General features: G+C 40.1%; 10 protein-coding genes. 4 read left to right on the forward strand and 6 right to left on the reverse strand.

Annotated features, from left to right (window positions below):
* Nucleotides 1–128 precede the first annotated feature (128 nt).
* Together QQK06_RS02330 and QQK06_RS02335 are read left to right on the forward strand one after the other, a co-directional pair.
* The gene (locus QQK06_RS02330) at nt 129–1,304 is read left to right on the forward strand and encodes an alpha/beta hydrolase-fold protein (RefSeq protein WP_284242968.1); all 1,176 of its coding nucleotides are present in this window, start codon (nt 129–131) and stop codon (nt 1,302–1,304) included.
* A 1,300-nt stretch (nt 1,305–2,604) separates the two neighbouring features.
* The gene (locus tag QQK06_RS02335; RefSeq protein ID WP_284242970.1) at nt 2,605–3,726 is read left to right on the forward strand and encodes an FRG domain-containing protein; all 1,122 of its coding nucleotides are present in this window, start codon (nt 2,605–2,607) and stop codon (nt 3,724–3,726) included.
* Nucleotides 3,727–3,777: 51 nt separating this feature from the next.
* On the opposite strand, the gene sucD is transcribed toward QQK06_RS02335, so the two are convergent.
* The 3 genes from sucD to QQK06_RS02350 form a co-directional block, all read right to left on the reverse strand.
* Nucleotides 3,778–4,650: a succinate--CoA ligase subunit alpha gene (gene sucD / locus QQK06_RS02340; RefSeq protein WP_284242971.1), complete on the reverse strand. Its 873-nt coding sequence runs from the start codon at nt 4,648–4,650 to the stop codon at nt 3,778–3,780.
* Nucleotides 4,650–5,816: an ADP-forming succinate--CoA ligase subunit beta gene (gene sucC, locus QQK06_RS02345; RefSeq protein WP_284242972.1), complete on the reverse strand. Its 1,167-nt coding sequence runs from the start codon at nt 5,814–5,816 to the stop codon at nt 4,650–4,652. Before sucC ends, sucD begins: the two co-directional genes overlap by 1 nt.
* A gap of 184 nt (nt 5,817–6,000) precedes the next feature.
* A complete protein-coding gene (locus QQK06_RS02350) occupies nt 6,001–6,672 on the reverse strand; it encodes a DUF2306 domain-containing protein (protein WP_284242975.1) in 672 nt (223 codons plus the stop codon).
* 212 nt (nt 6,673–6,884) lie between these two features.
* Between QQK06_RS02350 and QQK06_RS02355 the strand changes: the two genes are divergently transcribed.
* A complete protein-coding gene (locus QQK06_RS02355; protein ID WP_284242976.1) occupies nt 6,885–8,057 on the forward strand; it encodes a helix-turn-helix transcriptional regulator in 1,173 nt (390 codons plus the stop codon).
* A 25-nt stretch (nt 8,058–8,082) separates the two neighbouring features.
* On the opposite strand, the gene QQK06_RS02360 is transcribed toward QQK06_RS02355, so the two are convergent.
* Nucleotides 8,083–8,988 carry a permease gene (locus QQK06_RS02360; protein ID WP_284242977.1) on the reverse strand — a complete coding sequence of 302 codons (906 nt, stop codon included), beginning with the start codon at nt 8,986–8,988 and terminating at the stop codon, nt 8,083–8,085.
* A gap of 118 nt (nt 8,989–9,106) precedes the next feature.
* On the opposite strand from QQK06_RS02360, the gene QQK06_RS02365 reads away from it, so the two are divergent.
* A complete protein-coding gene (locus tag QQK06_RS02365; RefSeq protein WP_284242978.1) occupies nt 9,107–9,406 on the forward strand; it encodes an ArsR/SmtB family transcription factor in 300 nt (99 codons plus the stop codon).
* Between the two features lie 65 nt (nt 9,407–9,471).
* Here the strand turns inward: QQK06_RS02365 and odhB are convergent, their stop codons facing one another.
* Together odhB and QQK06_RS02375 are read right to left on the reverse strand one after the other, a co-directional pair.
* A complete protein-coding gene (gene odhB / locus QQK06_RS02370) occupies nt 9,472–10,947 on the reverse strand; it encodes a 2-oxoglutarate dehydrogenase complex dihydrolipoyllysine-residue succinyltransferase (protein WP_284242979.1) in 1,476 nt (491 codons plus the stop codon).
* A 39-nt stretch (nt 10,948–10,986) separates the two neighbouring features.
* Nucleotides 10,987–13,794 carry a 2-oxoglutarate dehydrogenase E1 component gene (locus tag QQK06_RS02375; RefSeq protein ID WP_284242980.1) on the reverse strand — a complete coding sequence of 936 codons (2,808 nt, stop codon included), beginning with the start codon at nt 13,792–13,794 and terminating at the stop codon, nt 10,987–10,989.
* Between the last annotated feature and the right edge of the window lie 146 nt (nt 13,795–13,940).

The raw sequence follows: 13,940 nt of genomic DNA on the forward strand, positions 1-13,940 counted from the left end.
TCTTATCTACTATTTCGTCCTCACACTTGGCATACGAAATAAAATAGACTACGATAAATATCGTAGAAAATAGAAGATAGAAAATTATCAATAAATCCAAAAATATAACGATAAAAGGACGCCAAACTATGAAACGATTATTCCTACTGATTTTATTGTCTATACCAAATCTAGCAGTGGCTGTAGATAACAATATTTCAATCGGTAACACCATAAAAATCAAATCTGAAATTCTCAATGAACAACGCAGTATTCAAATCCACTTGCCTGATGCTTACCACACCAGCAAAAATCGATTTCCTGTACTCTATCTTACCGACGGACCGGGTCATTTCAGCCATACCGTAGGTACGATGAACTTTCTCGCCGATAATGGTCGTATTCCAAAAATGATCATTGTGGCTATTGCCAATACAGACAGAACGCGTGATTTAACCCCAAAAATATTAGTATCAAAAGATGAGCGATTTCAAAATGGCGGTGGTGCCGATAATTTTTTAAAATTTTTTGAACAGGAATTAATCCCCTATATCGAAGAAAACTATCGTACTCAGCCTTATCGTGTTTTCAGTGGTCACTCATTCGGCGGGTTATTTGCTATAAACGCATTCTTAACAAAACCACAATTGTTTAATGCTTATATTTCGGTCAGCCCAAGTTTATGGTGGGACGAACAACGTTTAATAGGTGATGCTAAGACATTTTTTAATCATACAAAATCACTTGAACGCACTCTTTTTGTCACCATGGCTGCAGAGGGTGACAGAATGATCACCCCTTACAACAATTTCGTTAAAGTAGCCAAAGAAAACAACGTTGACGGCTTAATATTTGCCAATAAAGAATTTGACGATGAGGATCATGGTTCAACAGTATTGCGTAGCCAGTATTATGGACTTAAACAAGTATGGGATGGCTGGCTGATGCCACGTGAAACTTTCACCCAAGGTTTAAGTGCTGTTCAAGCTCACTACAACGGGATTTCTTCTAAATTTGGCTTTGATGTAAAAATACCTGAAGCAATGATTAACAATTTGGGATACAACGCTTTAGGCAATGAAAAATTAGAGGATGCGCTAGAAATATTTACTTATAACGTAAAAATGTACCCGAATTCAGCAAACGTATATGACAGTTTAGCCGATGCGCAAGAGAGAGTTGGTCAGCTAAATGAGGCTTATAGAAATTATTCAAAAGCATTGAAGATGGCAGCCCAAAATAACACGAATAAAGTAATTTTTGAAAAAAACAAAAAAAGAGTTGCTAAGCTTTTAGCAAGTGAAAGCATTACGACGGGCGAATAAGAACTGATGTTATAGCGATATTTTTATTAATTATTGTTTATCATCGCTGTCTTAAATTATGGCTCCTTTTGAGAGCCATAATTTTTAGTACATCTAACCGATAATGGTGATGCATAATAAATGCTTTCTAATTTAGTTAACTTATTAACACCATTGCGGCGGTGGCCGCAGCCCCCAGAGGGGCGTTACACGCCAAATGCCCCTCTGGACTCCCCGTGGTGCCCAACTCAGTGAAAGCATAAATCAACATTTTGTGTGAGCAGCCAATGCCTGCCGCTATGCCCGTAACAAAAAGTCGTCTATGAAAAGCGGCAGTCTTCGCCATCCATGGCGAAGCTTGACTGCCCACTTTACAAAATCTCGATTCATCACTGAGATAGGAAATGGTGTCACCCGCCCCACTCTCTTTCTATCAAACCAAATGCGAAGAACCAAACAAGAAAAATTAAATGAATTAGAACGAAGCATAAACTCTGCTTTAACAAACGCTGAAATAAATGAAAGTGTTCACGTATGTTCATCAGGGATGATGAACAAAGCGCTGTCGGCGCAAGGACGCGCCATCAGCGCTGTTACGTCGAAACACACTTTTATTAAATTTCAGAACTACGTTTGTTAGCAGCTCCGAGGGATTATTCGTATCATCCTTGATACTCACCTGCTTCGCAGGTCAGCTAAAGCTGTTCAAAAATATTCCCTATATTTTTGTCCAAAGGGAGGCCGGAGGCAGTCTCCCTTTGGGCGTAGTCGCCGCCGCGACAATACGACAGCATAAGCATACAAAATCAGAAAGTATTTAACTAAGGATTTTCAAACGATCTGACCCCATTGATTCATTATTCAAAAACATGGTTCATTTCACCTTTTAATTAAAGATGAAATAACAATACAGCCCCACTCAATCTAAAAATAATAACCTAAGTTAAGAAAATCATTGAATTTGAAAGAAGCATAAATTCTGCTTTGAAAAGTGCTGAATAAATTGAAGCTGCACTGCTATCGCTATCATTGATGTGCCATCTAAGCGTTAGCTTGTCGCAGCTTTAATTTATGAAGTACTACATTTTTCAGCAGCTCCGAGGGTTTCCAAAGGGAGGCCGGAGGCAGTCTCCCTCTGGGTGCTGTCGCCACCGCGACAATATGACAACAACTAACACACCAACTGGAAAGTATTTTAATTTGTACCTGCCCCCATTTATTTCATTTATGTATAGTTACCCTAATAAAATCTAGGTTTAATTATATTTACTTGATAAATTAGTATCTTATATAAATTTAACCTTACTAAGGAAATATATTAATGAAAGGACAATGGCTGGGTAATTATGAAAGCAAGAATCCATCAATTCATTCTAATGGACAAATCACACTAAATATTGACGAGCTAGATTCTAAATATAGAGGAATAGTAAACATTATCCCTCATGACATTAAAAACTTACCTATAGCCATTGGCTATTTTGAAACAGCTGACAAAAGCTTTAATCAATCAGTAATAATAAAAGCAAAACCAATAAACCCGTTTACGTCAATAGAAACTAGCTGGAACGAATTAGAAAAAATTTACCCTGAAGGCACGTTCTTTTCAGAGCAAATAGACGCCAACTTTATTTATAAAAATAATATATTAAAGATTACAGCTTCCACAAAAGAAGGTATTGAATTAGACACGGAGCTTTTACAACCTAATCACACGGAAACATCAAGAATCACGGGGTCTGAAATGTCTTGGAATGACTTTAAAGATCATGTTTCAAGCTTGAATAAAGATACATACCTTTTTAGAGGACAAATGAAACCATGGAAGCTCCAAAGCTCTTTTCACAGGAGAAACAGGTATTGCCTTGATAGCTTTCTAAATAAAGATGTACAAAAATTACATAAAAGATTAAGCGCACTTACAAGTCATTTTTTTGATTTAAACAGGCCAGAACAAAATGGTGCATTTTTAAATTTATTACAACATCATGGCTACCCAACGCCTTTACTTGATTGGTCTTACTCTCCCTACGTTTCTGCATTTTTTGCTTTTAGGGATTGGCCTATTGGATACAGCGAAGGTGAAAAAATACGCATCTATATTTTTAATAGTAAAGAATGGCAAGATAGGTTAACTCAATCTCAAGTACTTAATCCTCCCTTCCCTCATTTGTCAGTAATGGATTTTATCTCTATCAATAACCCACGGTTAGTACCGCAGCAAGCGATAACAACAGTAACGAATATTAGTGATATAGAACACTACCTATTGAGAAAAGGAGATGAGTTTGGCATTGAATTTATTGACGCAATTGACATACCAGCCAATGAAAGAGAAAAGGCTATGACAGATTTAAAATACATGGGAATTACCGCTGGTTCTATGTTTCCAGGAATAGATGGCGCATGTGAGGAAATAAAAGAAAGCTACTTCAATAAATAAAAAACCCGCCTGATGGCGGGTTTTTCAAATCTTCAAAAAGAAGCTAGTTGCTTACCAACCCGCTTTCTCTTTAAGTGCTACACCGATATCCGCTAAAGAACGAACAGTCTTAACACCAGCCGCTTCTAATGCAGCAAATTTCTCGTCAGCTGTACCTTTACCACCAGCGATAATAGCACCAGCATGGCCCATACGCTTACCTGGAGGAGCAGTAACACCAGCGATGTAAGAAACTACTGGTTTAGTTACATTGTTTTTAATGTACTCAGCTGCTTCTTCTTCTGCTGTACCACCGATTTCACCGATCATTACAATCGCTTCAGTCTGTGGATCGTTTTGGAACATTTCCAATACGTCGATAAAGTTAGTACCTGGGATTGGATCACCACCGATACCAACACAAGACGATTGACCAAAACCTGCGTCAGTTGTTTGCTTAACGGCTTCATAAGTTAAGGTACCTGAACGAGATACGATACCTACTTTACCTGGTAAGTGGATGTGACCTGGCATGATACCAATTTTACATTCGCCTGGCGTGATAACACCTGGACAGTTAGGACCGATCATGCGAACGCCAGTTTCTTCAAGCTTCACTTTAACGTCAAGCATGTCTAACGTTGGGATACCTTCAGTGATCGTTACGATCAATTCGATACCTGCATCGATAGCTTCTAAGATAGCATCTTTACAAAATGGTGCAGGTACGTAGATAACTGTTGCCGTTGCGCCAGTAGCTTCTACCGCTTCACGTACTGTGTTAAATACTGGAAGACCTAAGTGAGTTTGGCCGCCTTTACCTGGTGATACACCACCAACCATTTGCGTACCGTATTCGATCGCTTGTTCTGAGTGGAAAGTACCTTGACCACCAGTGAAACCTTGACAGATAACTTTAGTATCTTTGTTAATTAATACAGACATTATTTGCCCTCCGCAGCAGCAACAACTTTTTGTGCTGCATCAGTTAATGATTCAGCCGCGATGATTGCTAAACCTGAGTTAGCTAATACTTCACGACCTGCTTCAGCGTTGGTACCTTCTAAACGAACAACAACTGGTACTTCAACACCTACTTCTTTAACCGCACCGATAATACCTTCAGCGATCATGTCACAACGTACGATACCACCGAAAATGTTAACCAATACTGCTTTTACATTGTCATCAGAAAGGATGATTTTGAATGCTTCTGATACACGTTCTTTCGTTGCGCCACCACCTACATCAAGGAAGTTAGCTGGCTTACCGCCGTGTAAGTTAACGATATCCATAGTACCCATTGCAAGGCCAGCACCGTTAACCATACAACCTACGTTTCCGTCTAAAGCAACATAGTTAAGTTCCCACTGCGCTGCATGTGCTTCACGCTCGTCTTCTTGTGACGGATCGTGCATTTCACGGATTTTTGCTTGACGGTATAAAGCGTTTGAGTCAACACCGATTTTACCGTCCAAACAGTGTAAGTTACCTGCTTCTGTGATAACTAATGGGTTGATTTCTAATAACGCGAAATCGTGATCGATAAACATGTTACCAAGACCCATAAAGATCTTAACGAACTGCTTCATTTGCGTTGGGTTTAAGCCCAATTTGAAACCTAATTCACGCGCTTGGTACGCTTGAGGACCTACTAATGGATCAATCGCCGCTTTGTGAATTAAGTGAGGCGTTTCTTCAGCAACTGTTTCGATGTCAACACCGCCTTCAGTTGATGCCATGAAAACAACACGACGAGTACCACGGTCAACAACCGCACCTAAATATAGTTCGTTTGCAATGTCAGTACAGCTTTCTACTAAAATTTTAGCTACCGGCTGACCATTTGCATCTGTTTGGTAAGTAACTAAGTTCTTACCTAACCAGTTTTGTGCGAATTCTTTGATTTCGTCTTTGGTTTTAACTAGCTTAACACCGCCAGCTTTACCACGGCCACCGGCGTGAACCTGTGCCTTAACAACCCACATATCGCCGCCAATTTTATCAGCAGCTTCGGCAGCTTCTTGAGGGGTATCGCAAGCGAAACCTTCAGAAACTGGTAAACCATATTCAGCGAATAATTGTTTCGCTTGATACTCATGCAAATTCATGGTGTTTTATCCATTTATCTGTAGATGAAAATGACACTAATTTTTAACAAATCACCGTCATCGAAAAAAGTTGACCGATTATAGTACAAAAGCTCTAAAGAACAAACCCTTTAGCGCTTATACTATAGTCTAGTTTATGACTTTTTCGATTTAGCCTAATAAACAATGGAATAAGCATTGCGTTTCATGATGATTTAACCGTCGTTAATGCGATATTTTTCAGTTGTTTGGCTCTGATTTCGTGCTTGTTACGTAAATGTATTATTTCAACAAAAACTAAATTAATGATCAAACCAGCCCAAATCAATATTCCTATCAGCTGATCAGTTAACACCTCTTGACCAAACATCAAAAAAACGGGAATAATGATCAATCGTTGTGTTGCCGGTCCTAACGCTGCGGCCAACGCTCTCATCATCCATAGCTTATGCTGGGCAATTTTTTTACGGCGAACATAATATATTGCTAGAGCAAGAGCTCCTATCAACACGATATTGTAAGCAATAATCCCGGTGTATTTTAATGTACCGCCATAGCTCGGGAAAAACTCATTCATCCATAAAGCAGTATAAACAACAGGAATTGCAACTAGTGTTAATATACGTCCGATTAAACGGTGAACCTTGGGCCATTTTTGACGAATAGCTTTGACAAACTGAAAAGGCGCGACAAGATTAAAGACGATGCCAAATACAATATGAATAACGACAGGTAACGGTGTATTTAAATAGGTATTGCCTGCTTCACCACGGCTAATGGAGTTTAGTTGCACTACACCTAAGGCAATTGAAATCATGCCCAGCAACAGTAATAAAATGCAGTTTCGCCAAGGGCGAAGTGGAGATAGTATGTTCATAAGTTCCCTTTCTCACTGTAATGTTTAAATGTTCCTACGCTTTAACGCAGTTAAAGGAATACTGTATGATCACCAGAGATATTGTCGTCCACGCCTATAGTCTAAGACTAAATTTTCTGCTTTTTATTCATAGCTTTGTGTATATTAATAACGGGGTTAAAGTATTCACCAATCATTATAAAATGATTATTTCAGGGTAAAGAGGTCAGCATTTGATACAAGAAAATATTATTTCTATCATTTTATTGATTGCAGCGTTTGGACAGATCATTCTCGCCGTATCCATGATATTACCTCGATTACCAAATGCGCCTATTTATTTTCCTTTAACGCTATTTTTTATTTCTAGTGGTTTAACATTTACCCTGCCCGCATTAAATACCATATGGCCTGAACTGAGCTATTATTCCTTATTTATCATTCCACCGATTATTGCCGTTCAGCCCTTGTCGTTATGGTTGTATATTAGTGGCTTAACTTCACCAACACCTTGGCAGTTAAGTCAGCGTTATTGGCCGCATTTTATTCCGGCCATTTTAGGTGTTTTACTGTCACTTTACATGGCAACACAGCCTTTTGATCTCGTCTCTGAAATATTTATCATCGGTAAACAACCGGATGATGTTCAAGGCATGTCGATAGTCATTTCATTTTTTTTGCTATTTATCATATTTTTGATCCAGACAAGCAGCTACTTGATATCAATTGCCAATAAGCTGACCCGTTATCACAAGCAATTACACATGCTATTTTCATCAAATGAGCAACGGGAATTACGTTGGGTTATTTGGTTGGTATTCATTTTTGTGCTCACTTGGCTATCCGTGTTGTTACACTTAATTTCAACTATCTTCAGCCATTTCGCTATAGTCAGCACAGAGGTTATTGCTGGATGTTATTTTGTAATGATTTGGACGCTTTGTGTCTGGGGTTTAAGGCAAAAACCTGGTTATCACCAAAGGTATCTAAGCGAACAAAAGGCCAATAAAGCGGACGATAACCTTGAGCAGGTGGTGTCGTCAGGAAAAAACAAGTATCAACGTTCAGCGCTTGGCATTGAGCAGTCAAAAAGTATTGCTGATAAATTAGATCATGCCATGAAAGAACATCAATACTACTTACACGCAAACCTTTCATTGCCTGAGTTAGCTCAGCAATTGGTTGTGCCAGCAAACTATTTATCTCAAACCTTAAACGAACACTTAGGCGAATCGTTTTTTGATTATATTAATCGCTGGCGCGCTGAATACGCAAAGGAGCTGCTGATAGAAGGCAAGTTATCAATCCTAGACATTGCAATGGCGTCAGGCTTTAACGCGAAATCTTCCTTTTATAAATCCTTTAAAAAACATACCGGCACAACCCCTGGTCAATTTAAGCAATAAGGCTTATCCATTAAGTAACCTGTATTTAGAATAAGAGTGAATACAAGGTTCCTGCTCCGACAGCCATAGAAAGCACCACCACTAAAAAAGCGATAATCATCTGATTTTTAAACAAAGATTTAAGCAAAATAACTTCCGTTAAACTTGCACCTGCACTACCGATAATTAATGCCATAACTGCGCCTAAGCCCATGCCCATGGAAACCAAAACAGAACTGAGCGGGATCATAGCTGCGGCCCTAATATACAGAGGAATACCAATGACGGCGGCAATTGGAATAGCAAGTAAGTTATCTTTATTGGCGACGCTGGCAATAAACTCTGCCGGCACAAAACCATGAATCACTGCACCAACGGTAATACTGATTGCTAAATATGGCAGTACCGCTTTAAAGTCTTTCCAGGTGCTTTGCCAGATTTTTAACCATTTAGAGACCGGCCTTTCTTTAGTAGAACATTTACTCGCACAACCTGAAGACGGAGTTTCAATGTAGTCCTCCTCTTTTACGTATTGCTCAAAACCAAGCTTTTCTAAAATAACGCCCGCAGATACCGAAACAATAATCGCCACCGAAAAATAAAACAACGCCACTTGCCAACCAAAAGTCACAGTAAATAAACCTAAGACAATAGGATTAAGCAAAGGACTGGCAAATAAGAACACTAACATGGGTCCAAACCCCGCTCTTGCTCGCAATAATCCCTTTAAAAAAGGAATCGTCGAACAAGAACAAAATGGTGTTATTGCGCCAAGAAAAGCAGCAATAATATGTCCTTTGCCTTTTTTACTACTCAGTAAGGCTTCAATTTTACTTGGCGGAATATAATACTGTATAACGCCAACCAAATAACTTATCACCAAGAACAGCGTAGTTAACTCTAGCGCGAGAAAGACAAACATATTTAATGTACTTTCAATCGATTCATTCATAATGCCCTTACCTCTATATTTTCATATTTCTAGTTTTTTCGAATTATAATTTTATATTTGCTAATTGCAAGTTATTTCTAGTAATATCGAAATATAAATAACTATTGTGAAATAAATTATGGACATTGATAGCACCGCTAAAGCATTGAAAGAACTAGGCCATCCAACACGATTAGCTATCTTTCAACGATTGGTAAAATCAGGCTTAAACGGCTTACCTGTGGGGGTGATCCAAGAAGAATTGAGCATCCCTGGTTCAACATTATCACACCATATCTCAAGTTTAGTGTCCGCCAAACTCATTAAACAACGACGAGAAAGCCGTACTTTATACTGTGTGGTAGAATATGACAGACTCAAGCAAGTGATCAGTTTTCTGCAAGATGAATGTTGTACAGAAGGTATAGTAAAAGGCTAATACTCAGAATTACGGACACAAAAAAAGCCGCTATTAAGCGGCTTTTTAACACAATCAAGGTTTGATTAAACGTCTAATAGTAAGCGTGTTGGGTCTTCTAGCAATTCTTTAATTGTCACTAAGAAGCCAACAGATTCTTTACCATCAATTAAGCGGTGATCATAAGATAGCGCTAAATACATCATAGGTAAGATTTCTACTTTACCATCAACCGCCATTGGACGATCTTGGATTTTATGCATGCCTAAAATCGCAGTTTGCGGTAAATTGATGATTGGCGTTGATAATAACGAACCAAATACCCCACCATTAGTGATAGTAAAATTACCACCTTGCATGTCATCCATGCTTAACTTACCATCACGACCTTTGATCGCTAGGTCTTTAATGCCTTTCTCAATACCTGCCATGCTTAATTGATCTGCATCACGTAATACAGGAGTAACCAAACCACGTGGTGTAGAAACCGCAATCGAAATATCAAAGAAGTTGTGATAAACGATATCATCACCGTCAATTGAGGCATTAACTGCTGGGAAACGTTTTAATGCTTCTGTTACTGCTTTCACATAAAACGACATAAAACCTAAACGTGTATCATGTGTTTTCTCAAATACATCTTTGTATTGCTTACGAAGATCCATGATTGGCTTCATGTTCACTTCGTTAAATGTCGTTAACATTGCCGTAGAGTTTTTCGCTTCTAATAAGCGGTTGGCAATGGTTTTACGTAAACGCGTCATAGGAACACGTTTTTGTGTACGCTCACCTAATGCCGCAGACGCTTGTGCAGCTGGTGCAGGAGCTGAAGCTTGTGGCGCTGTTTTTGGCTTATTCGCTGCTGCTTCAACATCTTCTTTAGTGATACGACCACCTTTGCCAGAACCGGTAACATCAGCTGCTGTTAAACCTTTCTCTGTCATTAATCGGCGAACTGACGGACTGGCCAATTCATCTGAACTAATTGCATCTTCTGCAGAAGCGGCAGGTGCTGCTGATGCCGTAGCGCCAGCGCTCATTTCAGCTATTTTTTGCTGACCTAAAACAGTATCACCTTCTGCGTGTAAAATCTTACCCATCACACCATCAGCAGTCGCAGGCACTTCTAACACAACTTTATCTGTTTCAATATCAACTAACACTTGATCACGTGATACCGCATCACCTTCAGCAACATGCCAGGTTGCTACCGTTGCATCTGCTACAGACTCAGGTAATACAGGTACTAAAATATCTAACGCTTCGCCACCAGTTGTAGCAGCAGGCGCTTCACTCGCCGCAGGAGCAGCAGTTGCTTCAGCTGCTCCTTCAGTTAAGATAGCAATCACTTGCTCGCCTAATACCGTTGCACCTTCTTGTTGAGAAATTTCGGTGATCACACCATCAACAGTTGCAGGTACTTCTAATACCACTTTATCCGTTTCAATATCTACTAACACTTGATCACGGGTTACGCTATCGCCTACCTGTACATGCCAAGTAGCTACCGTTGCGTCTGCAACTGATTCTGGTAAAACAGGAACCTTAATTTCGGTTGTCATTCATTTATTCCTTACAATCTTTTCGCCACACAAAATGTGCTATTCAACAGTTAGCGCTTCGTTAACCAACGCTTGTTGCTCTTTAACATGAACAGACATATAACCAACAGCAGGCGCTGCAGACGGCTTACGGCCAGCATATGTCAAATACGTACCTTCAGGAAGCATCGCTCTAAAATGATGCTGAGAACAATACCATGCACCTTGGTTTTGCGGTTCTTCCTGACACCAGACAAACTGTTTTACATGTTGATACTGTTCCAACTCTTTCGCAAACTCGGCTTCCGGGAATGGGTATAACTGCTCAACGCGGATAATCGCCACGTTTTTCTGTTCGTTTTTACGACGTTGTTCTAACAGCTCGTAGTAGACCTTACCGCTACAGAAAACAACGCGTTCAACTTTTTCCGCTTTAATATCTTTGTCAACTTCACCGATGACATTATGGAATACACCAGACGCTAACTCTTCCAATGAAGAAACCGCTAACGGGTGACGCAATAATGATTTAGGTGACATTACCACAAGTGGACGACGCATAGGACGTACTACCTGACGACGCAACATATTAAATACTTGCGCAGGTGTTGATGGAATACAAACCTGCATATTGTGATCGGCACAAAGTTGTAAATAACGTTCTAAACGTGCGGATGAGTGCTCAGGTCCTTGTCCTTCATAGCCGTGTGGCAATAACATGGTTAAACCACATAAACGGCCCCACTTTTGCTCACCCGATGAAATAAACTGATCAAATACCACTTGCGCACAGTTAGCAAAGTCACCAAATTGTGCTTCCCAAATAGTTAAGCCGGCAGGTTCAGCGGTAGTATAGCCATATTCAAATGCCAATACCGACACTTCAGATAACACTGAGTCATGAACATCAAATGGCCCCTGACCTTCGCGGATATTTTGTAATGGCACATATTGTGATGCATCTTCTTGATTATGCAACACCGCATGACGGTGGAAGAAAGTACCACGACCTGAATCTTGGCCAGTAATACGAACACGCTGCCCGTCATCAACTATTGAGGCATAGGCGAGATTTTCAGCAAAGCCCCAATCGAGTAACTTCTCACCTTTGGCCATTTTCACGCGGTCATCATAAATTTTCTTGACCCGAGATTGCACCGGATGTGATTCAGGATAGCTGGAAATGCTTTCAGCTAACGCTTTAATCTTTTCCATTGACAAAGATGCTTCATAAGCATCATCCCAGTCATGACCTAAATATGGCGTCCAATCCACAGAATGCTCTGTCATCGGGCGCCACTGTTCAACCGTGCATTGACCTTCATCAAGCAATTTACGGTAATATTCGGTTAACTCTTTAGATTTTGCCGCAGAAATAGAGCCTTCAGCATTAAGCTTATCGGCGTATAACTGACGAGGTGTAGGGTGCTTCTTCACCTTTTGATACATTATCGGCTGAGTCGCATTTGGCTCATCTGCCTCGTTATGACCATGGCGACGATAACAAACAAGATCAATAACAACATCGCGTTTAAAGGTGTTACGATAATCAAGCGCCACTTGGGTTGCTAAAATCACCGCTTCAGGATCATCACCATTCACATGAAGAATTGGTGCCTGTACCATTTTCGCAATATCAGTACAGTACTCACCACTACGAGTATCTTCTTGTTTTGACGTCGTAAAACCAACCTGATTATTAACAACAATACGAATAGTACCGCCAACTTTAAATGCCCTTGCCTGTGACATATTAAAAGTTTCTTGCACTACCCCTTGACCAGCTATCGCTGAATCACCATGAATGGTCACAGGTAACACTAAATCACCCTGATCACAACCTCGGCGATCTTGTCTTGCTCTTACCGAGCCCATCACGACAGGGTTAACAATTTCAAGATGCGACGGGTTAAACGCTAATGCTAAATGCACATTACCGCCTGGTGTAACAAAATCTGACGAATAACCTTGGTGATATTTAACATCACCTGAACCTAATGCTTCGTCAGTTTTACCGGCAAACTCATCGAATAATTTATTCGGGTTTTTGCCCATAACATTAACAAGAACATTTAAACGGCCACGGTGTGCCATACCGACAACGACTTCTTTCGTTCCATGGCTGCCAGCACGGGTAATAATCTCTTTAAGCATAGGAATTAACGCATCACCACCTTCAAGAGAGAAGCGTTTAGCGCCGGGGAACTTAGCCCCTAAGTATTTTTCCAAGCCGTCTGCCGCGATCAGCCCTTTCAGTACTTCTTCTTTCTCATCAACAGTTAATTTTGCCTGTGATTGTACTGACTCTAAGCGACTCTGAAGCCAACGTTTTTCTCCGGTCGATGTAATGTGCATATACTCTGCACCAATCGAACCAACGTAGGTTTTTTGCAACGCTTTGTATAAATCGCCTAACTTCATGGTGTCTTGGCCTACGGCAAAAGAACCAACGTTAAACTCTTTATCAAAATCGTTTTCAGATAAGTCGTGATGGGATAACTGCAAATCACGCACTTTTTCTCGTTGCCAAATACCTAATGGATCTAAATTAGCGTTTTGATGACCACGAAAACGGAATGCGTTAATTAATTGAAGTACTTTAACCTGCTTAGCATCACCGCCTGATGAAACCACGACAGTTTTGTGACCTTGCTTGGCCAGCTCTCTAAACTCTTCGCGGACTGCTGAGTGATGATATTCAACATCGGCACCTTCAATTTTTGGCAGCTGTTGAAATACTTCACGCCATTCTGCTGAAACAGATTGCGAGTTATCTAGGTAAGATTCGTACAATTCTTCAATATAAGCAGTATTACCACCGCTTAAATGGGAAGACTCTAACCAAGCCTTCATTACACCTTCTGGCATTGCCTGTTCCTTTATGGGATAAAAGCAATAAAAAATTAAATAATTATCATTTGCTGGTCAATTAGACTAACGGCTAATACAGACAAAACAAACGACGACTACACCGGCTAATAAAACAGCAGAATGCACATAAATGCACTCTGCTG

Source organism: Thalassotalea insulae (assembly GCF_030161395.1).
GTDB lineage: Bacteria > Pseudomonadota > Gammaproteobacteria > Enterobacterales > Alteromonadaceae > Thalassotalea_E > Thalassotalea_E insulae.